The sequence below is a fragment of the Pseudocitrobacter corydidari genome (assembly GCF_021172065.1).
GTDB classification, from domain to species: Bacteria; Pseudomonadota; Gammaproteobacteria; order Enterobacterales; family Enterobacteriaceae; genus Pseudocitrobacter; species Pseudocitrobacter corydidari.
This window is the reverse complement of sequence record NZ_CP087880.1, coordinates 3992397-4013744: the sequence shown is the minus strand read 5'-3', so window position 1 is coordinate 4013744 and position 21348 is coordinate 3992397. Positions and strand designations below refer to the sequence as shown.

Annotated in this window: 19 protein-coding genes; 7 read left to right on the top strand and 12 right to left on the bottom strand. The window is 49.9% G+C overall.

Annotated features, from left to right (window positions below):
* The first annotated feature begins 102 nt into the window (after nt 1-102).
* From gpmM to G163CM_RS18600, 3 genes are read left to right on the top strand one after another with little or no spacing between them, the layout of a single operon-like run.
* Complete coding sequence (gene gpmM, locus G163CM_RS18610; RefSeq protein ID WP_231825920.1) at nt 103-1650, top strand: 2,3-bisphosphoglycerate-independent phosphoglycerate mutase; 1548 nt, start codon at nt 103-105, stop codon at nt 1648-1650.
* Nucleotides 1651-1659: 9 nt separating this feature from the next.
* Nucleotides 1660-2931 (top strand): murein hydrolase activator EnvC, encoded by a 1272-nt coding sequence (envC, locus tag G163CM_RS18605; RefSeq protein ID WP_015962488.1) that lies wholly within the window; start codon nt 1660-1662, stop codon nt 2929-2931.
* Between the two features lie 2 nt (nt 2932-2933).
* Nucleotides 2934-3866: a divergent polysaccharide deacetylase family protein gene (locus tag G163CM_RS18600; RefSeq protein ID WP_231825919.1), complete on the top strand. Its 933-nt coding sequence runs from the start codon at nt 2934-2936 to the stop codon at nt 3864-3866.
* A 56-nt stretch (nt 3867-3922) separates the two neighbouring features.
* Here the strand turns inward: G163CM_RS18600 and G163CM_RS18595 are convergent, their stop codons facing one another.
* From G163CM_RS18595 to kbl, 3 genes are all read right to left on the bottom strand, one after another.
* Complete coding sequence (locus tag G163CM_RS18595) at nt 3923-4954, bottom strand: glycosyltransferase (protein WP_231828397.1); 1032 nt, start codon at nt 4952-4954, stop codon at nt 3923-3925.
* Nucleotides 4955-5238: 284 nt separating this feature from the next.
* Nucleotides 5239-6264 carry an L-threonine 3-dehydrogenase gene (gene tdh / locus G163CM_RS18590; protein ID WP_231825918.1) on the bottom strand — a complete coding sequence of 342 codons (1026 nt, stop codon included), beginning with the start codon at nt 6262-6264 and terminating at the stop codon, nt 5239-5241.
* A 9-nt stretch (nt 6265-6273) separates the two neighbouring features.
* On the bottom strand, nt 6274-7470 hold the full coding sequence (kbl, locus tag G163CM_RS18585; RefSeq protein WP_231825917.1) for a glycine C-acetyltransferase: 1197 nt from the start codon (nt 7468-7470) through the stop codon (nt 6274-6276).
* Nucleotides 7471-7686: 216 nt separating this feature from the next.
* Here kbl and rfaD point away from each other — a divergent pair, with 216 nt between their 5' ends.
* The 4 genes from rfaD to G163CM_RS18565 all read left to right on the top strand — a co-directional run bounded on the left by rfaD (nt 7687) and on the right by G163CM_RS18565 (nt 11912).
* Nucleotides 7687-8619, top strand: a complete 933-nt coding sequence (gene rfaD, locus G163CM_RS18580) for an ADP-glyceromanno-heptose 6-epimerase (RefSeq protein WP_231825916.1) — start codon at nt 7687-7689, stop codon at nt 8617-8619.
* 2 nt (nt 8620-8621) lie between these two features.
* Nucleotides 8622-9668, top strand: coding sequence for an ADP-heptose--LPS heptosyltransferase RfaF (gene rfaF / locus G163CM_RS18575; RefSeq protein WP_231825915.1), 1047 nt, complete (start codon nt 8622-8624; stop codon nt 9666-9668).
* Between the two features lie 3 nt (nt 9669-9671).
* Nucleotides 9672-10628: a lipopolysaccharide heptosyltransferase RfaC gene (rfaC, locus tag G163CM_RS18570; RefSeq protein WP_113858319.1), complete on the top strand. Its 957-nt coding sequence runs from the start codon at nt 9672-9674 to the stop codon at nt 10626-10628.
* Between the two features lie 138 nt (nt 10629-10766).
* On the top strand, nt 10767-11912 hold the full coding sequence (locus G163CM_RS18565; RefSeq protein WP_338050200.1) for an O-antigen ligase family protein: 1146 nt from the start codon (nt 10767-10769) through the stop codon (nt 11910-11912).
* Nucleotides 11913-11950: 38 nt separating this feature from the next.
* Here the strand turns inward: G163CM_RS18565 and G163CM_RS18560 are convergent, their stop codons facing one another.
* The 9 genes from G163CM_RS18560 to rfaQ form a co-directional block, all read right to left on the bottom strand.
* On the bottom strand, nt 11951-13012 hold the full coding sequence (locus tag G163CM_RS18560) for a glycosyltransferase family 9 protein (protein ID WP_231825913.1): 1062 nt from the start codon (nt 13010-13012) through the stop codon (nt 11951-11953).
* A gap of 49 nt (nt 13013-13061) precedes the next feature.
* Entirely contained in the window at nt 13062-13913 is an 852-nt protein-coding gene (gene waaZ, locus G163CM_RS18555) for a 3-deoxy-D-manno-oct-2-ulosonate III transferase WaaZ (protein WP_231825912.1), read from the bottom strand.
* Between the two features lie 201 nt (nt 13914-14114).
* Nucleotides 14115-14813, bottom strand: a complete 699-nt coding sequence (rfaY, locus tag G163CM_RS18550; protein WP_231825911.1) for a lipopolysaccharide core heptose(II) kinase RfaY — start codon at nt 14811-14813, stop codon at nt 14115-14117.
* Nucleotides 14814-14838: 25 nt separating this feature from the next.
* Entirely contained in the window at nt 14839-15861 is a 1023-nt protein-coding gene (locus G163CM_RS18545; RefSeq protein WP_231825910.1) for a glycosyltransferase family 8 protein, read from the bottom strand.
* A gap of 19 nt (nt 15862-15880) precedes the next feature.
* Entirely contained in the window at nt 15881-16897 is a 1017-nt protein-coding gene (gene waaO, locus G163CM_RS18540; protein ID WP_231825909.1) for a lipopolysaccharide 3-alpha-galactosyltransferase, read from the bottom strand.
* A gap of 64 nt (nt 16898-16961) precedes the next feature.
* Nucleotides 16962-17966, bottom strand: coding sequence for a glycosyltransferase family 8 protein (locus G163CM_RS18535; RefSeq protein ID WP_231825908.1), 1005 nt, complete (start codon nt 17964-17966; stop codon nt 16962-16964).
* A 21-nt stretch (nt 17967-17987) separates the two neighbouring features.
* On the bottom strand, nt 17988-18785 hold the full coding sequence (rfaP, locus tag G163CM_RS18530; RefSeq protein WP_231825907.1) for a lipopolysaccharide core heptose(I) kinase RfaP: 798 nt from the start codon (nt 18783-18785) through the stop codon (nt 17988-17990).
* A complete protein-coding gene (locus tag G163CM_RS18525; RefSeq protein ID WP_231825906.1) occupies nt 18778-19902 on the bottom strand; it encodes a glycosyltransferase family 4 protein in 1125 nt (374 codons plus the stop codon). Before G163CM_RS18525 ends, rfaP begins: the two co-directional genes overlap by 8 nt.
* Nucleotides 19899-20948, bottom strand: coding sequence for a lipopolysaccharide core heptosyltransferase RfaQ (rfaQ, locus tag G163CM_RS18520; protein ID WP_231825905.1), 1050 nt, complete (start codon nt 20946-20948; stop codon nt 19899-19901). Before rfaQ ends, G163CM_RS18525 begins: the two co-directional genes overlap by 4 nt.
* Nucleotides 20949-21348: the final 400 nt, after the last annotated feature.

Below are 21348 nucleotides of genomic sequence, written 5' to 3'. Positions count from 1 at the left end.
TAATCCTTCCTCTTTTTTTGATCTTCAGTGGCTGTTTGATCGATTCAGCTGTAGTAAAATTACGCAAAATTTTCTATCTCCTTCGAGCATGAGGTTGTCGCAATGTCGGTTTCTAAAAAACCTATGGTACTGGTAATCCTTGATGGCTACGGCTATCGCGAAGAACACCAGGATAACGCTATCTTCAGCGCAAAAACCCCTGTCATGGACGCCCTGTGGGCCAAACGTCCTCATACCCTGATCGACGCATCCGGTCTGGAAGTGGGCCTGCCGGATCGCCAGATGGGCAACTCCGAAGTCGGTCACGTTAACCTGGGCGCAGGCCGTATCGTGTATCAGGACCTGACCCGTCTCGACGTGGAAATTAAAGAACGCACCTTCTTTGCTAACCCGGTTCTGTGCGGCGCAGTCGATAAAGCCGCGAAAGCAGGCAAAGCCGTGCACATTATGGGTCTGCTCTCTGCGGGCGGCGTTCACAGCCACGAAGATCACATCCTGGCGATGGTTGAACTGGCCGCTGAACGCGGTGCGGAAAAAATCTACCTGCACGCTTTCCTTGATGGCCGCGACACCCCGCCGCGTAGCGCTGAAGGCTCACTGAAAAAATTCGAAGACAAATTTGCTGCGCTGGGCAAAGGCCGCGTAGCGTCCATCATTGGCCGTTACTACGCCATGGACCGCGACAACCGTTGGGATCGCGTTGAGCAAGCCTACAACCTGATGACTCAGGCCAAAGGCGAGTTCCAGTTCGACACCGCAGTAGAAGGCCTGCAGGCTGCCTACGCGCGTGATGAAAACGATGAATTCGTGAAAGCGACCGTTATTCGCGCCGCAGGCCAGGCCGACGCCGCAATGGAAGATGGCGATGCGCTGATTTTCATGAACTTCCGTGCCGACCGTGCGCGTGAAATCACCCGTGCGTTCGTAAACGCTGATTTCGACGGTTTCAAACGTCAGAAAGAAGTGAAACTGGGCGACTTCATCCAGCTGACCGAATACGCTGCCGACATCAAAGCACCGTGCGCTTACCCGCCGGCGTCTCTGGCAAATACCTTCGGCGAGTGGATGGCGAAAAACGATAAAACCCAGCTGCGCATCTCCGAAACCGAGAAATACGCGCACGTCACCTTCTTCTTTAACGGCGGCGTAGAAGAACCGTTCAAAGGTGAAGACCGCATCCTGATCAACTCACCGAAAGTTGCCACCTACGATCTGCAGCCGGAAATGAGCTCCGAAGAGCTGACCGAAAAACTGGTCGCAGCAATCAAGAGCGGTAAATACGACACCATCATCTGTAACTACCCGAACGGCGACATGGTCGGCCACACCGGCGTGATGGATGCGGCAATCAAAGCCGTTGAAGCACTGGATAATTGTGTTGATCAGGTTGCGAAAGCGGTTGAATCCGTTGGCGGCCAGTTGCTGATCACCGCAGACCACGGTAACGCTGAACAGATGCGTGATCCGGCTACCGGCCAGGCGCATACAGCGCATACCAACCTGCCGGTTCCGCTGATCTACGTTGGCGAGAAAAATCTGAAAGCTGTCGATGGCGGCAAGCTTTCCGATATCGCGCCTACCATGTTGACGCTGATGGGCATGGAAATCCCGCAAGAGATGACTGGTAAGCCGCTGTTCATCGTGGAATAATCCCTCCCCATGAGGGGAAAGGCGATTTTTGTACTTAAAGGGGCCGCGGTTACGCTGCGGTCCACGTTATACGCCAGCGCACTCAGCGCTGGCGTATTGCTGTGCGCGTCATCTGCCCACGCCGACGATCGCACACAGCTGCAATCTATTCAGGCCGATATTGCCGCTAAAGAGCGCGCAGTACGCCAGCAACAACAGCAGCGTTCCTCTCTGCTCGCCCAGTTGAAAGCGCAGGATCAGGCCATCGCCGCCGCCGCGCGTCAGCTTCGCGAAACGCAAGCCACACTGACGCAGCTCAATAAGCAAATCGACGAAATGAACGCCTCGATTGCGAAGCTGGAAGCGCAGCGCGCCACCCAGGAGCGCAATCTTGCCGCTCAGCTCGACGCCGCGTTCCGCCAGGGTGAACACACCGGTATTCAGCTCATTCTCAGCGGTGAAGAGAGCCAGCGCGGCCAGCGCTTACAGGCTTACTTCGGCTACCTCAACCAGGCGCGCCAGGAGACTATCGCCGAGCTGAAACAGACGCGCGAGCAGGTCACCGCGCAGAAAGCCGAGCTGGAAGAGAAACAAAGCCAGCAGCAAACCCTGCTGTATGAACAAAAAGCGCAGCAGGCGAAGCTTGAGCAGGCGCGCAGCGAACGACAAAAAACCATCGCCGGGCTGGAGTCTTCCATCCAGCAGGGCCAGCAGCAGTTAAGCGAACTGCGCGCGAACGAATCCCGCCTGCGTAACAGCATCGCCCGCGCGGCGGCGGCGGCCAAAGCACGCGCCGAACGTGAAGCCCGTGAAGCCGATGCGGTTCGCGACCGTCAGAAAGAAGCCACCAGCAAAGGCAAAACCTACAAACCGACCGAAAGCGAACGCTCGCTGATGTCGCGTACCGGTGGCCTCGGCGCACCGCGCGGTCAGGCCTACTGGCCGGTTCGCGGTACCACGCTGCACCGTTACGGCGAACAGTTGCAGGGTGAACTGCGCTGGAAAGGGATGGTGATCAGCGCCTCGGAAGGCACTGAAGTAAAAGCTATCGCCGATGGCCGCGTCATTCTGGCCGACTGGTTGCAGGGCTACGGTTTGGTCGTGGTGGTGGAACACGGGAAAGGCGATATGAGTCTTTACGGCTATAATCAGAGTGCGCTGGTCAGCGTAGGTACGCAGGTTCGCGCCGGACAGCCGATTGCGCTGGTTGGTAACAGCGGAGGTCAGGGCCGACCGTCGCTCTATTTCGAAATTCGCCGCCAGGGTCAGGCGGTCAATCCACTACCGTGGTTGGGAAGATAAGTTTGCTTCAATTTCGCAGGATCCTTCTTCTTGGCGCCCTCACCTTAGCGGCGCCAGTCTTTGCGGGGAAGCTGGCGATTGTCATTGATGATTTTGGCTATCGCCCGCACAACGAAAATCAGGTGCTGGCAATGCCGTCAGCCGTCTCCGTCGCCGTTCTCCCCAATGCGCCGCATGCCCATGAAATGGCCACCAAAGCGCATAACAGCGGGCATGAAGTGCTCATCCATCTGCCGATGGCGCCGCTCAGTAAACAGCCGTTGGAAAAAGACACGCTGCGCCCGGAAATGAGCAGCGACGAAATCGAACGTATTATTCGCGAATCAGTGAACAAGGTTCCGTATGCCGTGGGGTTAAACAACCACATGGGCAGCGCGATGACCTCCAGCCTGTTCGGCATGCAGAAAGTGATGCAGGCGCTGAGCCGCTATAATCTCTATTTCCTCGACAGCATGACCATTGGCAACAGCCAGGCGATGCGCGCCGCCAGCGGCACGGGCGTGAAGGTAATTAAGCGCAAAGTGTTCCTCGACGATACGCAGAACGAGGCTGATATCCGCCGTCAGTTTAACCGGGCGGTTGAGCTGGCGCGGCGTAACGGTTCGGCGATTGCGATTGGCCACCCGCATCCGTCGACCGTGCGCGTACTGCAGCAGATGCTGCCCACGTTACCGTCGGATATCACCCTGGTGCGCCCGAGCGATCTGCTTAACGAACCACAGGTGGACACCTCCACGCCCAATCTGACGCCACCGAAAGGCACAACGCCAGACGCACCGCGCAATCCGTTCCGCGGCGTGAAGCTGTGTAAAACGAAGAAAGCACCGGAACCGGTTTACGCGACCCAGTTCTTTACCGTGATGGCGGACAGCATCAGCAACAGCACCGTGATGCAGTACCTGCGCTTACAGTGGCAGGGTTGGGATAAGCCGTAACCTATGGAAATGCCCGGTGGCGCTGCGCTTACCGGGCCTACAGACCTTGCCAAACATTAACGCAGGCTAAGCGCTTTACGTGCCAGCCTGCGGCTCGCCAGACCACGATCCTGCCAGCTATACAAACGCACCGACCAAAGCAGCACCTGATACGCCATCTTCGGGCTACGTACGTTAGCCACCATCCGTTTATACATTCCGGACGCAAATATCTCGGCAATCATCATTTTACGTGTAATCACATCATGCTCTTTACGCACCGCATGACAAACCCGTAATGCTTCATAGGTTATTTGCTGATAAAACTCAGGATGCATCTTAATTTTATCTGCATAATCTCGGTTTAATTTATCCAGCAAGCGGGTAATTTTAATGTAATGCCGTTGATAGGAAAGGTTTTTACGCCCGGTACGTTTTTTACGGCTCACCGAAACATCATGCAGAAAATATTTATATAGCGATTCTTCGGTATATCGCGCGCGCGTGGCGTTATACATAAATTCCGTCGACCAGAGAATATCCTGGTGATGTAATCCCGGTACAAATTTCAGATTACATTGTTTAATTAATTCATGACGATAAACGCCCATCCAGACCACGTGCGTCCAGCGACGGCTGGCTAATGCCAAGCGCAACCACTCCGGGCCGCTCATCACGCCGGTTGAGCGAATGCGCTCCTGCGGGATGGATTGCCAGGTTTTGCCCGTCTCGCGTTCACACCAGTCGGCATTGCACTGGGCGACATCGAGATTATCCTGCAACGCCATGGTCATCAGCGTTTCATACATTTGCGGATAGGTAATATCATCGGCATCCACAAACGCGATGTACTCACCATGTGCCAGCTCCAGCCCCCGATTTCGGGCAACAGACGCCCCGGCGTTGGCCTGATGTACCAAACGAACCTGTGGGTAATTCTCGGCATAATACGTTGCGATATCGACAGAATTATCCGTAGAGCCGTCATTCACAATGATAATTTCCAGCGCCGTCCAGGTTTGCGCCAGCAGCGATTCCATACAGGCTTTAAATGCATCGCCTGCGTTATAGAGTGGGATGATGACACTGAGTGTCCCTGGGCTATTCATCTTTTTCATTACCTGATCACCTTAACGTGTAGGTTACGTTTTACCCTTCCCACCTTAAGAATGAATTAAGGGCGAAAGATATTTCGGCGTCATTCCTTCGATCCGGCGAAGTTTATTTTTATAAACAGGAATTAGCGTGCAACAGAGGGATTTGTAATGAAATAAGACTAACGCCCGAATACGAAACATTTATGACAATGACAAAGATTTACATATATCAGGCGTTTTTAAGATTAACTTCAGGAAATACGCCTCATGCCTGAAGAGACATGAGGCGATGAGCCTTAATCCCAGCTCAGAATGACTTTACCAGACTGGCCGGAACGCATCGCGTCGAAGCCTTTCTGGAAATCATCAATGCCGAAATGGTGGGTGATAATCGGCGTGAGATCCAGGCCAGACTGAATGAGTGCCGCCATCTTGTACCAGGTTTCGAACATTTCACGGCCATAAATCCCTTTGATAAACAGCCCCTTGAAGATGACTTTGGTCCAGTCAATCGACATATCAGACGGCGGAATACCCAGCATGGCGATACGCCCGCCGTGGTTCATGGTATCGAGCATGGTGCGGAAGGCCGCTGGCGCGCCAGACATTTCCAGGCCGACATCAAAACCTTCAGTCATACCGAGTTCAGCCATCACGTCGGTCAGGCTCTCTTTGGAGACGTTTACCGCGCGGGTGACGCCCATTTTACGCGCCAGATCGAGACGGTATTCATTCACATCGGTGATAACAACATTGCGCGCGCCGACGTGTTTCGCGACCGCCGCCGCCATCACGCCAATCGGGCCTGCGCCGGACACCAGCACATCTTCACCGACCAGGTCGAAAGAGAGCGCCGTGTGTACCGCGTTGCCAAACGGGTCAAAAATAGAGGCGAGATCATCGGAAATGTTATCCGGAATTTTGAAGGCGTTGAACGCCGGGATCACCAGATATTCCGCGAAGCAGCCCGGACGATTCACGCCCACGCCAATGGTGTTGCGGCACAGGTGCGTGCGGCCGCCACGGCAGTTACGACAGTGACCGCAGGTGATATGGCCTTCACCGGAGACGCGATCGCCGATTTTAAAGCCTTTTACTTCCTGACCGATGCCGACCACTTCGCCGACATATTCATGACCGACCACCATCGGAACCGGGATGGTTTTCTGCGACCATTCATCCCAGTTATAAATGTGCACATCCGTACCGCAAATCGCCGTTTTACGGATTTTAATCAGCAGATCGTTATGGCCCACGTCCGGTTTCGGCACGTCGGTCATCCAGATCCCCTCTTCCGCTTTCAGTTTCGACAACGCTTTCATCTGGCTTCCTCAGGCAATCACGCCCAGTTGTTTACCAATGCGGATAAAGGCTTCCACCGCACGTTCGATTTGTTCAGGGGAGTGTGCCGCCGACATCTGGGTGCGAATGCGCGCCTGGCCTTTCGGCACCACCGGATAGAAGAAACCGGTCACGTAGATCCCCTCTTTTTGCAGCAAGCGGGCAAACTCCTGCGCCACAACCGCATCGCCCAGCATCACCGGGATAATGGCGTGATCGGCACCCGCCAGAGTAAACCCTGCGGCGCTCATTTTTTCACGGAACAGGCGGGCGTTAGACCACAGGCGATCGCGCAGTTCAGCGCCGGAAGCAACCATTTCCAGCACTTTGATAGACGCCGAGACAATCGCCGGGGCCAGCGAGTTGGAGAACAGATACGGGCGGGAGCGCTGACGCAGCCACTCAACCACTTCTTTACGCGCCGCGGTGTAACCACCGGATGCACCGCCAAGTGCTTTGCCCAGCGTGCCGGTGATGATGTCCACGCGGCCCATCACGTCGCAATATTCATGGGAGCCACGGCCATTTTCACCGACAAAACCGACGGCGTGGGAATCATCGACCATCACCAGTGCATCGTACTTGTCGGCAAGATCGCAGACGCCTTTCAGGTTGGCAATCACGCCGTCCATCGAGAAGACGCCGTCGGTGGCGATCAGCACATGGCGCGCCCCGGCGTCACGCGCCTCTTTCAGGCGTGCTTCCAGTTCCTGCATGTCGTTGTTGGCATAGCGGAAGCGCTTTGCTTTACACAGGCGCACGCCGTCAATAATGGAGGCGTGGTTCAGGGCGTCGGAGATAATCGCATCTTCCGGCCCCAGCAGCGTTTCAAACAGGCCGCCGTTGGCGTCAAAGCAGGAGGAGTAGAGAATCGCGTCTTCCATACCGAGGAATTCCGCCAGTTTCTGCTCCAGCACTTTATGGTAGTCCTGAGTGCCACAAATAAAGCGCACGGACGCCATACCAAAACCGTGGCTATCGAGACCCGCTTTCGCGGCGGCAATCAGCGCCGGATGGTTCGCCAGGCCAAGATAGTTATTGGCGCAGAAGTTGATCACGTGGCTGCCATCACCCACGGTGATATCCGCCTGCTGGGCTGACGTGATAATACGTTCTTCTTTAAACAACCCTTCCGCGCGGGCGGTATCCAGGTCACCGGCTAACTGTTTGTAAAAATCACCACGCATTGCAACTCTCCAGATTCGGCAAATGTCGGCACATATTACCTAAAGCTATACGTATGTACGAGATGACGCAGCACCCGTTGCATTTTTTGTAGCATAAATCACGCGTCGCCCGGGGCTTTGATGGTGAAAGGCTGAAGGCGGGTCGATGTGATGTTATGATAAGAGTCATTAGCGCCCTGGATTGTCCAGGGTACTCACATTTCAAAGGTTACAGTTATGATCATCGTTACCGGCGGCGCTGGCTTTATCGGCAGCAACATCGTTAAAGCGCTCAATGACAAAGGCATCACCGACATTCTGGTGGTAGATAACCTGAAAGACGGCACCAAGTTTGTAAACCTGGTCGACCTGAACATCGCCGACTACATGGATAAAGAAGACTTTCTGATCCAGATTATGGCGGGTGAAGAGTTCGGTGAAATCGAAGCGATCTTCCACGAAGGCGCCTGCTCCTCCACCACCGAGTGGGACGGCAAGTACATGATGGATAACAACTATCAGTACTCCAAAGAGCTGCTGCACTACTGCCTGGAGCGCGAAATTCCGTTCCTGTACGCCTCTTCTGCAGCCACCTACGGCGGTCGCACCAGCGACTTCATCGAATCCCGCGAATATGAGAAACCGCTGAACGTTTACGGCTACTCGAAGTTCCTGTTCGACGAATATGTCCGCCAGATCCTGCCAGAAGCGAACTCGCCGATTGTCGGCTTCCGCTACTTCAACGTGTATGGCCCGCGCGAAGGCCATAAAGGCAGCATGGCGAGCGTGGCCTTCCACCTCAACACCCAGTTAAACAACGGCGAAAGCCCGAAACTGTTCGAAGGCAGCGACGGCTTCAAACGTGATTTCGTCTATGTGGGCGACGTGGCAGACGTGAATCTGTGGTTCTGGGAAAACGGCGTATCCGGTATCTACAACCTGGGTACCGGCCGCGCGGAATCCTTCCAGGCCGTGGCGGATGCTGCACTGGCGTATCACAAAAAAGGCACGCTGGAATACATTCCGTTCCCGGAAAAACTGAAAGGCCGCTACCAGGCATTCACGCAGGCTGACCTGACTAACCTGCGCGCGGCGGGCTACGACAAGCCGTTCAAAACCGTCGCTGAAGGCGTGGCGGAATATATGGCCTGGTTGAATCGCGACGCTTAACAATGAATATTTTGGTGATTGGCCCGTCATGGGTGGGCGACATGATGATGTCGCAAAGTCTCTATCGCACGCTCAAGGCGCGCTATCCCCAGGCTATCATTGACGTGATGGCACCCGCGTGGTGCCGTCCGCTTTTAGCACGTATGCCGGAAGTCAACGACGCGATCCCGATGCCGCTTGGGCACGGGGCGCTGGAGTTGGGCGAACGTCGCAGGCTGGGTCACAGCCTGCGTGACCGCCGCTATGACCGCGCGTATGTGCTGCCTAATTCGTTTAAATCGGCACTGGTTCCCTTCTTTGCCGGTATTCCGCTGCGTACCGGCTGGCGTGGCGAGATGCGCTACGGCCTGCTCAACGACGCCCGCGTGCTGAATAAAGACGCCTGGCCGCTGATGGTTGAACGCTACGTGGCGCTGGCCTTTGATAAAGGCGTAATGCGCTGCGCGAAAGATTTGCCGCAGCCGCTGCTGTGGCCACAGTTGCACGTTGCCGAAGGCGAGAAATCGCAGATGTGCAACACCTTCAATATCTCCTCTGAACGCCCGATGATTGGCTTCTGCCCTGGCGCAGAGTTCGGCCCGGCAAAGCGCTGGCCGCACTATCATTACGCCGAACTGGCGAAGCAGCTGATCGACGAAGGCTATCAAATCGCGCTGTTTGGCTCCGCAAAAGATCACGAAGCCGGCAATGAAATCCTGGCCGCACTGAGCACCGAGCAGCAGGCCTGGTGTCGCAACCTGGCTGGTGAAACCCAGCTGGAACAGGCTGTGGTTCTGATTGCCGCCTGCAAAGCGGTCGTCACTAATGACTCCGGTTTAATGCACGTCGCCGCAGCCCTGAACCGCCCGCTGGTTGCCCTTTACGGCCCCAGCAGCCCGGATTTCACCCCGCCGCTGTCGAACAAAGCACGCGTCATTCGTCTGATCACCGGCTACCACAAAGTGCGCAAAGGCGATGCTGCGGAAGGCTACCATCAAAGCCTGATCGACATCACGCCAGCCCGTGTGCTGGAAGAGCTGAATGCCCTACTGCTGGACGAGGAAGCCTGACGGATGCGGGTATTGATCGTAAAAACCTCCTCGATGGGCGATGTATTGCATACATTGCCCGCGTTAACTGACGCCATGCAGGCATTTCCCGGCATTCGCTTCGACTGGGTGGTTGAAGAAGGTTTCGCGCAGATCCCTTCGTGGCACGAAGCCGTCGAGCGCGTTATCCCGGTGGCGATTCGTCGCTGGCGCAAAGCATGGTTCTCCGCGCCGATTAAAGCCGAGCGGAAAGCGTTTCGCGAGACGCTTCAGGCCGTGAAATACGATGCGGTGATTGATGCGCAGGGGCTGGTGAAAAGCGCCGCGCTTGTCACACGACTGGCGCACGGTATCAAGCACGGTATGGACTGGCAAACCGCGCGCGAGCCGCTGGCAAGCCTGTTCTATAATCGTCGCCACCATATCGCTAAACAGCAGCACGCCGTGGAGCGCACGCGCGAACTGTTTGCCAAAAGTCTGGGTTATGCAAAACCTCAGACACAGGGTGATTATGCGATTGCGCGTCACTTCCTGACGCAAACCGCTGCGGAGCCTTACGTCGTATTCCTGCATGCCACCACGCGTGATGACAAACACTGGCCGGAAACGCACTGGCGAGAGTTAATTGGCTTGCTGAAAGAGAGTGGGCTAAAGGTGAAATTGCCGTGGGGCGCGCCGCACGAAGAAGCACGCGCGAAGCGTTTAGCGGAAGGGTTTGATTACGTCGAGGTACTGCCGCGCCTGAGCCTCGAAGCCATCGCACATGTACTGGCTGGCGCAAACTATGTTGTCTCGGTGGACACGGGGCTTAGCCATCTTACGGCGGCGCTGGATCGACCGAATATTACGTTGTATGGCCCAACGGACCCTGGGTTAATTGGTGGTTATGGAAAGAACCAGGTAGCATGCTGCTCTACCGATCGTGATTTAGCGCATCTGACTGCAAATGCCGTTTGGCATGAGATCTCAGCCCTTAAATAAAGGACCTGTATGTTAGCCTCTACAACCGTGCCAGGCTGGAAGGGTTATACCCAAAAAACCGCTTCTGTACTGGAAATTCTCACATTTACGCTTTGTGCTGCAACGTTACTTATCGCTCTAATTAATAATAACTTAAGTATGAAGTTATTTAATATTACCGGGGTTCTGGCCATACTGACGTTAATCGTCAGGGGAAAAACGGCCACGCTAACGGGTAAAGCCTGCATCCTTCCGGCCGCAATCTTACTGATCGGCATTGTAGATGTTATCTGGTATTCCATGTTCAAGGTGGATAACTCACCCTTTCGGGCCACGTATCACAGCTATCTGAACACCGCGAAAATCTTTCTGTTCGGGACATTTATTGTCCTGCTGGCATCGACATCAAAATTTAAAGTAAAGAAAAATGCGCTGCTTTATCTCTTTTACTCGGTGTCATTTATTATTTTTGGCTACGCCACCTGGCTTAAATTTAATGCTGGTATGGCACGAATCGATTTCGGTATCGGCACAGCTACGGGCGCGGCCTACTCCATTATGCTGATTGGCATTATCAGCGCGATATCTATTCTCTGTGTAGAGAAAAGCCATCCTCTGCTGTTCCTGCTTAATACAGCCGCCATCTTCACTGCGCTGATCTTCACGCAGACTCGCTCTGCAGTGCTGCTGTTCCCGGTTATCTGCGCCATCACGCTGGTGCTCTACTTTAGTAAGGCCCCCAAAAAGCTCTTTTTATCCGTTATTACTTTCCTCACTTTCCTCGTTGTCCTGAGCTTCATTTTCAGTAAGCCGATTTCTCAACGCTATGAAAGTGCAATGCACGATATTGAGAAATACCAAACCAAAAACAACAGCCAGTCCTCATTAGGCGCACGCCTGGCGATGTATCAGGTCGGGTTTGATATTTTTGAAGAGGCGCCACTGGCATGGCGAGGCGCTGAAGAACGTGCGCAGAGCGCGAAGGGGTTAGTTGCCAAAGATAAATCGCTGTTGGGAGTAATGCCTTACCTGAATGTACATCTGCATAATGAATTTATCGAGGCGGGGTCGCTAAAAGGGCTGGCGGGAGTGCTATCTACACTACTGTTCTATGCCGGGTTATTCTACGCCGTGTATTACTATCGTTCGCTCGGTCTGTTTGCTTTTACTCTGGCCATTATTGGCCTGGGATTGAGCGATGTACTGATCTGGTCACGTAGCGTGCCGATAATCATTATCTGCGGCACTACGGTACTGCTCTTCTTCCAGAGCCAGCGTGAATTACCCGCCAGACCAGAAGAATAAAATCGCCAAAAAAAAGTGAGCCATAATGGCTCACTTTTTTATTGGAACAACCGTTTCAAAGCATCCAACAAGACTCTCTCTTCGATATCGTATGCGCTACAGGTTGGCGATATCACCTGCTGCGCCCGTAGATTATTCGGTGCCCAAATAATCGGTGACGGATAATCTTCATGCCTTGCTTTCGGGTAGAAGGCCAGCGTTGGCCGGTCATAAGCAGAAGCAATATGGACCAGGGCGGTATCAACGGAGATAACGTACTGACAATATTTAGTCAATGCGACGGCATGGATGAAATCTTTAAACGGCAGCGTCTCGAAATCCTTAATCGGGATCAGCGGGAGATCTTTTGGATGCCCCGTATAAATAATTCGCAGCTCCGGATGATTCTCTTTTAACCAGCTATCGATGAGCTGAATTTGCTGAGTCGACATTCGGCAAATTTTCTTTGCCCCGATGGGATTAACAATCACCACCTTTGAATCGCCGACGAAGTCTTGTAACTGCTGTTCCACATCAGCAGGAAGCGGCAAATCATAACGCTCATCGTATTGAACGCCTTCGCCAAAAAGATGCTCACAGATAACGCGCGTCCGCGTGGCCATGTGCTCTGTTAACTGCTCATCATGCGGATGATAACTGGAGTAGTAGCGTTTGTACCACTTATCGAAACCAAGGATATAATGATTTCTTAGCCCTGACAGAAGCAGCGCATGACCGAAACTGGGCAGCGTTTCAAAAGGGTCCAGCACAACATCGAATTGATGCCGTGCAAGCTCTCTGCGCAGCTTCAGAACGTCTGGGATACTATTTGAATCTTTGATAAAGAATTGGGTAATGCCTGGGTTGGCTTTCAAAAATGCATGCCCGACACCACAAGAGATAATAGACAGCTTAATGCCTCGCTCAGCCAGCGCCCGATATAAGGCACTTAATACAATCAGATCACCAAGCTTACTATTATCATGAATCAGCAAACAGCTTTTGATAGAATTTGCAGGTAAAAGACTCGCACTTTTGTGGCTTAAAAGAAAAGAGAGAAAGTTGATTTTAATTTTATTAATTAATAATCTTTTTTTCTTGTGAAATGTTCCAAGGCGCATCTTTTTTACCAGCACATGGTCTAATTAATCAAACTATTCGATATGGCTTTTACGCATGAACACGCGCATCATCAGACGTGAATTTTTTTTTAGTATCCACGATCTTTTTTGGCGTAGTATCGGCCAGTTCTGAAACTTCGATAAATGGGATAATGTCGTAACTGATTGCTGTATCATCAGACAGATTATAGATTCGCATATCAGGCACATTACGGCTCATAAACTTAAAGAACGGCAATATCTTATGCAGATCCTTACTCAGTTCAGAAGGCATCGGATTATTGCTTTCATCGTAAAAACGCTGACAGGTACCGGTAAGATCCAGTCCGGAACACACAATCCGCGAATAGCACAATGAGTAAGCAATCTGAATCGCCGTATAAGCTACGGTATGGCACGAGCAGTAGCCAATCGCAATATCCTTACAAAAGCCGACGAGACGCCCTCTCTTCGAAAAGGGTACCTTAATCAGCAAATTGCGGTACAAACGCCTCAGCACCGCGAGCTTTACTTTTTTGGCAAATCCGCCTTTCTCCCGCTTATAAAATGCTTTGAGGATATGGCAATTTTCACGAAGATATTTTTTATCCTCTTCTGAGGCCTCTTCATAAACATCCGTATTTACGATCGTAAAGCGGCTACCGCGACTGAAACGATAGAAATCGTCACGGCGTTGATGCAAAAACCGCGCATCCGTCAAAATGTAGATGAATGGCGCAATATTGTGACTGAGTAAATAGTCTGCAGACCCATTTACCGTGATGACATCTTTACTTTCCAGTACAGAAAGTGGCGTCTTCTTTGATGTTGGGCCTGACAGAAAAATGATCGCATCGTCCGATGTTTTCTGCTCAATCAGCCTCTGAACATCAGCATGTGTAATATATTTAATGTGTTTCATAAAAAACCTGTAGAGATAGGCTACTTTTCGCCGGCAAATGCAGCAAGCTTTAAACTACGATGAACTCCACAAAAACGTATATAGCATATACAATTAAAACCAGGATTTGTCCACAGTTGAATATATATATCCGTATCATTAATAATTTATCAGTATGTATATTTCTAAAATCATTGATGACACATATAATAATTAAAGGCTTTACCGGACTTCTTTCCCTTTAAGTCTTCTAATAAAATTACGAAATTTCTTTTTAAATATCAGACGATAGTAACCTGCATCTTTAACCTCATTAACAATACCATAATGACGTTCAAGATCGATTCGGTCCTTGGCCATGCGCATAGACGAAGGCGATTTACCCGATAAGTCGATAATTCTGACAACGCCATCTTCAATGATAAAGTTGCCTTTATGCGGATCGCCAGAAACCATACCGTGCTGATGTAACCCGGAAATTGACGCTTTGATTTTTTGTTTAAGTTCATCGTCTATTTCAGGAATATCAACCAGTTCAACACCTTCGATATACTCAATCAGCATGATGTAGTAATGCGCAAAGCGTAACGTTTTCTTCTCCGCCAGGAGATAGAAATCGTTAACTGAGTCGAGGCCTTCTTTCCTGACACGCTCGGTTTGTTCGAACAGTTTCTCGTAGTAATCGCCCTTCACCATCGCTTTGAGGAAACGTTCATTCTGCTTAACTTTTGGTGCAAAGATTTTTAAGATCATTTTCCCGTACTGGGTATCGATCAACAAAACCTTAGTATCCTCAATATTACGGAAGACTTTTATAATTTTAATATTGTAGGATAAAAAATCGTTAAACACATTGATGTATTTTTCACCATCAGATTTTGTGAAAACGACATAATCTTTAATGTGATGTTTAATACTCATAATAAACCAAAAGTTAATAAAATATTCAGCGGATGGAATGTTTTCTCAGCAAATAAGAAACACCAGCAACAAACCCGGAATAATATTTGTGTTGAACGAGCAGATGCTTGTAGCGTTTTTTCAATTCAACAATAGTCTGTGCATCGCGAGGGGGCTGGTCTTTCCACGGTGACACTGCCAGCGCCTGCAAGTAATAACGAACAGATGGATAAACAGCCCATTTATGCCAGGGTTTGGTAACACCGGTATAGTGAATCAGTACCGTTTCATCAAAAATGGTGTCTTTGTATTTTTGATGTGTTCTGTCTTTTAACTCACTTTTTATTGTATAAATAGTATTAAACTTCCTCGGCAGGAATTTTATTTTCCCTTTGAGCAAAATATTTAATACATCCTGATCAGGGTATTTATAGATAATATTGTCATGATTTTCATGCGTCAGCATTGCCAAAATTCGGTGAGTTAGATCGTTTTTCACCCACTCCTGCAAGTTGGCATAAACCACACCGGAGTTAAAATAGTTTCCCTGAAGCTCAGGGTCTCTCAACCGATCGACCACTTTTTTCTGCATCGAGTCGACATCTTTCACGACTGCTGCAATCGTTCCATTAAGGTCGCACGCGGCCAGCTCATCCAGACGCCCTTTGCAAAAGACATCGGCGTCCAGATAGAGCAGTTTATCCAGTTTGTTGCTAAAGAGTTGGAATGCAAATAGCCGGAAGTACATGGCGCGAGACCAGACTTTTGTTCTTGGTAAACAGTCCAGCCGATCGGCATTAATTAAATATAAACTAATTTTTAGTTTGTATTTCTTTGCTAAGGCTTCAATATTCTCCAGGAAAGAGGCGTTGTATTCATCAGCCACAATATGATAATTAATATCAATACTGTTATTAATGACTACTGACGTGATGGATATTCCCACCCAGTCGAGGTAATTCCTGTCTACACCATAAGCAATATTTAATGCATCAATATCAGCACTAGTATGTGGTCTATCATCAAAGACTTTATATTCTGATATTTCAATTACGGGAAGTGAGTTCACAGCATCACCTATATATATTTTATTTTGTGATTTTCTTTTTAAAATAAAGAACGTAACTCAAAATACCTTTAACGAATTGCTTCTGATGCAGCTGATGTTTGGCACAGTATCGGTATTGGGCCGCCGTTTTCGGTGCCAGCAACGCATCATCCTTCCACGGTGAATGATCTTTTGCATTCAGGAAGCAGGCTGAAACCGGATAGTCTCCCCAGAGATGCCACGGTTTCGTGGGGCCGATATAATGGATAAACACCGTTTTATCATTCACCGGCCTGACAACGGATTTCTTCAGTTCATAGTTGAGGCTGTACTGCGTATTAAACTTCGGATCGATAAAGCGCGCTTTACCCACCAGCAGCATGTTCAGGACATCCTGATCAAGGTGCGTTATCTTGCTGGTAACTTCCGGGTCCCGCAGCATTTCAATGGCTTTCTTCGAGATCTCTTCGGCATTCCAGGCTGCGATATTAATGAGCAGGAAACCGGCATTGAAGTAACCTTCCGCCAGGCCTGGTGTATGCAGAGTTTCCGCTCTCTTACCCCACCAGGCGGTGTTCCCTTCCATGACTACAGCCGCGATCTCATTTTCAGTAAACTGCAAATCGATAAGCTCTTTAATACTTCCTTTGCAGCCGATATCCGCATCCAGATATAAGACTTTTTTAGCTTTCCCTGCAAAATAGTCAGCAATAATGAAGCGAAAATAAGTCGCATAGGTCCAATTCCTGGTACTCGGAAGTGATTTCAGAGCATCACAGTTGACCAGATAAATAATTATGCGCGCACCGTATTTCTGTGCAAGTTTCGAGAATTTATTACGAACATCTTCTGTCAAAAAATCAGTGAACACATGAAAAGTTAAACTAGTTCCCTGATTCGCTACAAGGATAGATGCGATTGAAATACCACAACCATAGAGAAAATTCTTATCAATCCCGTAGGATATATTGAAAGTTTCGCTAATATTATCAGATAAATAATTATAATCATTTACTGATAATATAACGTCTTTCTCATTGAAGTAAGTTGTTCTCATTAATTACTCATTCAATTCTGTGGAAATATCATCTATTGGCATAAAAATTATCATCGGAGCAATTCTATAATTTACGTTTCGATAACTTAGAGACAATATATAAAATATAATACTTCAGACCTTCGAAATAGTTCCCTTGAGATACTTCATGCTTTGCTTTCAATCTAATCATACTGTATGAAGGTGATTGATGTCGTTTACATAAAGACCATGGAGAGTTGTTAAAATAGAAATCAAAGCGTTTAGCCTGAAATATCTTATACCATGGTTTACTTGGGGTAACATAATGCATAATCAGAGTGCCATCTATATATTTCTGCTCAACATCTTCGTTAACACTCAACGTTACTTTATTATTATATTTTGCATCGAGGTAAAGCAGTTTGCCATTTAATAGAATATTTAATACATCCTGATCTGCATATCGAAAAACCTTTCCGCTATTAATCATTGTTAGCGCTTGCCCGGTGATATCATTACCCCTCCAGGCTTCAGTATTGATGAGCATAACGCCGGCATTGAAGTAACAGTGAAAGTTAACATTATAACCGAGCTGTTCGACTCTATCTTTCATTTCCTGTGAGTCGGAAATCACCGCGGCGATGACATTACCAAAATCAACATGCATAAGTCCCGATATATCACCATGACAAATCACATCACAATCAAGATAAAGAATCGATTCTATTTCTTTATCGATTACCTCGGGAATTAAAAATCGTAAACATGTTGATAATGGAATACCTAAGACTAATGTATCAGAATTGATATTGAAATTATCATCAATATAATAAACAGTTATTGATACATTACTTGCTTTTAACTTTTTAAAAGAATCTACATCGGAATCAGTAATGCCTGTAGTAATAAGATGAAAATGTAAGTTCGTGTTCTTATTGTTTTCTATAATTGAAAATATAGCTACACCGGCAGGCATTGCAAAGTTATGGTCAAAACATAGAGCGATATGCAATGTCTTGTCCATTTCACTGTCATTGCTAAATAGTGGTTCCTGATGAGAGACAAAGTTATTTCGATAGGCTGCAGTATTAATTTCTTGGTTCATCATTAATTTCTTGAATGGCTATCTTTAAAGTGATTTTCTTATTGTCCGCTCACGAATATATTCAGCTTTTTTCTCAGCGTGACTGATCAGATCTTTTTCCTGGATAAGAATCTCCCGCAGCGGCTTAGCAAAATAAACCTTCATAAAGCGGAAGATATCGCGCTGCGTCAAACCGATATTCATCGAAGAAAAATAGAGTCCAATCAGGTCTTTATCACGCCAGCGCAGCGGCACATGGCTGCGCATTTGTGCGCGATGCAGGTCGATAACCGAAATCTTCAGGTTCTCTTCGTGGCCATCAAACGGCAGGTGCAGCAGGAAGTGGCAGATGTAGCAATCGCGGTGATTAATCCCCGCCAGGTGCATCTTTCTCACCATTGTCGCGACACGGTTGATGATCATCCGTTTTACGCGCGGCTGCGGCGGGTTGTTAACCCAGTCCGCACAGTAATCTTCCAGACTGATGGTCGGGGTCAGATCTTCGGTGATGATAAACGACACTTTGCGCACCGGGTTCAGGCCTTTTTCGCCATAACCCACGCCGCACATGGTGTCCACGCCAACATCGCGCAATTTATGAATCGCGTTCCACTCTCGGTCTGCGCCGAGCACCGGCATACGCAGCGAAAGCAGGTTTTTCACCACTTCTTTCATCGCGGTACCACGGTGCCACTTCAGGAAGTAGCTTTTCCCGGCCAGTTCAAAACGCAGCGTACGGCGCGTTTCCAGCTCTCTGAAAACTTCCCCCTGCAGTTTTTTTACCTCTTCAAACGGATCTTTTCCGCGCCAGAGGGTCGCAAGCGGTTCTTTCAACTCAACCATGAACATCACCAATTATGATATCAGCCGCCTTCTCAGGCAGGCTGTAGAGATCCTGCGTATCCGCGTAATGGCGAGCATTTTCAGCCCACGCCTGACGGAGTTGCGGATTCGTCAATGCATTGCGTAGCGCATCATTAAGCGCCGACTGTTTCCAGGGCTCGCCCAGCACTTCGCCGCAGTTTGCCGCCGCGATGTAGTGCGCGTAGCCGCAAACTTCGCTCACCAGCACCGGCAGGCCGCCGGTAATCGCTTCGAGCAGCACAATCCCGGCCGCTTCCTGATAGGCCGGATGCAGTAAAACATCGGCGGCGGCCATCAGTTCAGAGACGTCGTTACGCCCCGAGAAAAAGTGGACGTTCTCACGTACGCCGCGCTTCGTGGCCAGCGCTTCAAATCGCCCCGGCTTATCCTGACCCACAACATACAGCGTGGTTTTGCAGCGAAGGGCGTCCGGTAACGCCGCCAGCGCTTCAATCGAGCGATCTACACCTTTTCGGCTGAAATCGGAACCGACCTGAAGCAACAGGAACTCGTGTTCACCAATACCGTTTTTCGCGCGATAAACCGCGCGGGCGTCGGGAATTTGTTGACTATATTTACGATCCGGATAAATCCCCGGCGGCAGAATATGGAAGCGCTCAGGTTCGGTTTGATAATGCTTCTGGAAATCGGCGATTTGCTTATTCGTCAGCATCAATAATTGCGTTGCTTTGCCTTTCTCAAACGTGGCGCGTTCGAACGCCGCATAGTGACGATAGCGGGCGGTCAGGCGATAGAAAAAGCCTTTCTCCTGCGCCACTTTCTCGGCATAACAAACGTCGGCGGCGTAATACACATCCAGACCCGGCATTTTATTGAAACCGATGATACGCTCCGCCGGATGCGCTTTCAGATGCGCCTGCACCCACGCGTAATACTCAGCGTTGCGCCCGTGGTTGGTCCGCGATTTCACCGGCACGGTGATCAGTTCAAACTCAGCCGGACAGTCGCCCTGCCAGGATTGCGTATAAACGCGCACGTGATGACCGCGCGCCGCCACGGTTTGGGCAATGCGTAAAAAATCGCGCTGCAGGCCACCGAACGGAAAATATTTATAGAGACAGAAGGCGACAATCATAGCGCCTCTCCCGACGGCAACATTTTCTCCGTTGCCGCAATCACATCAGCGGCAGGTATAACGGACATATACTTTTTATTGCGATCGAGCTGCGAGCGCGGTGGCATCGCCTGATAATTCCCAGCCCAGAACTGAATAATGTCTTCGGTCCACGGACGCCAGAAAACATGGTCGGTCGCGCCAAACAGACAAATCACCGGCGTTTTTACCGCGGCTGCAATGTGACCGGGTGCCGAATCGACGCCAATAAACAGTACGGCATGGTCGATTAACGCGCCCAGTTCGGGAAAGCGCGTTTTACCCGCAAGGCCCGTCACCGGGCGAGATTTACACTGCATAGCGATATCTTCGACACAGGCGAGGTCTTCCACGCCGGGCCCGGAGGTCAGCACAACCTGATAACCACGCTGCTGGAGCGAATCGATGACCTGTGCGAATTTGTCGTTATCCCAGCATTTGAACGGCTGGCGCGCGGTCGGCTGAATCACAACGTAGTTGTCACCCACTCCGAAAGCATCCAGCTGTTGTCGCATACGCTCCCAATGTTCCGGCGCGTAGGGCATGGATGTTTCCAGACAGGTTTGGGTTAACCCCAGCGGCGCCAGCGCAGAAAGGTTGCGCAGCACGCAGTGTTCGCCCTGAAACGGCGCTAGATGGGTAAAGCTTTTTTTCCAGAATGCCGACTGGCGATGGGCGAAATCCTGGGAGATTTTGACTTTAGCATTCAGCAAACGCACCAGCACCGCAATCATCCATTGATCGGTCAGATTGACAATCAGGTCATACTGATTCGCCCGCAGGGTTTTCACCAATCCGTAAAAATTCGCTATTTTCGCGGTTGCCGCTGTGCCTTTATTGCTGATGCCATATAACGCATTGATTTCCGGATTTTCCGAAATAATGGGGATCGTATCCTGATACAGCAGCATATCGATTTTCGCATCAGGGTAATTACGTTTCAGCGTGCTGATAACTGGCGTAGTCAGCAACATATCCCCATGGAAACGCATTTTAATAACCAGAATTCGGGTGAACTTTTTTTCCACAAGCGGCTCTTTATGATGATATACACGTCATCCTTCAAGCTGCCTCTGCGTTGGCTGCACTCGTTCACCCCAGTCACGTACTTATGTACGCTCCTGGGATTAATGAGAGACATCCCTGTCTCTCACCAAAGGCCAGCCTTTGGCTGGTCAAATTCGTTCCTGACGAATTTGTCACTCCTTTGCCGCCTTGATGCAACTTGAATGATTTTGCGTATAATAACCAGTCGGAATTGAAAAAAAGGCACGCTACCGCCCCAGGCTCACAGTTACCTGAATACTGACGTCGTGCTCTAATTGCGGCTTAGTGTATCACTTATTCCTAAGCAAACCGAATTGAATATTTTTTAACCTCAATTAAGTTTATTCTCTGTTAAAACAATGAGTAATAGAATTACGTAAG

What these genes read in the sequence shown, in the direction of transcription:
- G163CM_RS18595 (WP_231828397.1), bottom strand. Translation starts at nt 4,954, where the DNA reads ATGAATAGCCCAGGGACACTCAGTGTCATCATCCCACTCTATAACGCA.
- tdh (WP_231825918.1), bottom strand. Translation starts at nt 6,264, where the DNA reads ATGAAAGCGTTGTCGAAACTGAAAGCGGAAGAGGGGATCTGGATGACC.
- G163CM_RS18560 (WP_231825913.1), bottom strand. Translation starts at nt 13,012, where the DNA reads ATGCGCCTTGGAACATTTCACAAGAAAAAAAGATTATTAATTAATAAA.
- G163CM_RS18525 (WP_231825906.1), bottom strand. Translation starts at nt 19,902, where the DNA reads ATGATTGTCGCCTTCTGTCTCTATAAATATTTTCCGTTCGGTGGCCTG.
- rfaP (WP_231825907.1), bottom strand. Translation starts at nt 18,785, where the DNA reads ATGGTTGAGTTGAAAGAACCGCTTGCGACCCTCTGGCGCGGAAAAGAT.
- kbl (WP_231825917.1), bottom strand. Translation starts at nt 7,470, where the DNA reads ATGCGTGGTGATTTTTACAAACAGTTAGCCGGTGACCTGGATACCGCC.
- rfaY (WP_231825911.1), bottom strand. Translation starts at nt 14,813, where the DNA reads ATGAGTATTAAACATCACATTAAAGATTATGTCGTTTTCACAAAATCT.
- gpmM (WP_231825920.1), top strand. Translation starts at nt 103, where the DNA reads ATGTCGGTTTCTAAAAAACCTATGGTACTGGTAATCCTTGATGGCTAC.
- waaZ (WP_231825912.1), bottom strand. Translation starts at nt 13,913, where the DNA reads ATGAAACACATTAAATATATTACACATGCTGATGTTCAGAGGCTGATT.
- G163CM_RS18535 (WP_231825908.1), bottom strand. Translation starts at nt 17,966, where the DNA reads ATGATGAACCAAGAAATTAATACTGCAGCCTATCGAAATAACTTTGTC.
- rfaC (WP_113858319.1), top strand. Translation starts at nt 9,672, where the DNA reads ATGCGGGTATTGATCGTAAAAACCTCCTCGATGGGCGATGTATTGCAT.
- envC (WP_015962488.1), top strand. Translation starts at nt 1,660, where the DNA reads ATGAGGGGAAAGGCGATTTTTGTACTTAAAGGGGCCGCGGTTACGCTG.
- rfaD (WP_231825916.1), top strand. Translation starts at nt 7,687, where the DNA reads ATGATCATCGTTACCGGCGGCGCTGGCTTTATCGGCAGCAACATCGTT.
- waaO (WP_231825909.1), bottom strand. Translation starts at nt 16,897, where the DNA reads ATGAGAACAACTTACTTCAATGAGAAAGACGTTATATTATCAGTAAAT.
- G163CM_RS18565 (WP_338050200.1), top strand. Translation starts at nt 10,767, where the DNA reads ATGAAGTTATTTAATATTACCGGGGTTCTGGCCATACTGACGTTAATC.
- rfaF (WP_231825915.1), top strand. Translation starts at nt 8,622, where the DNA reads ATGAATATTTTGGTGATTGGCCCGTCATGGGTGGGCGACATGATGATG.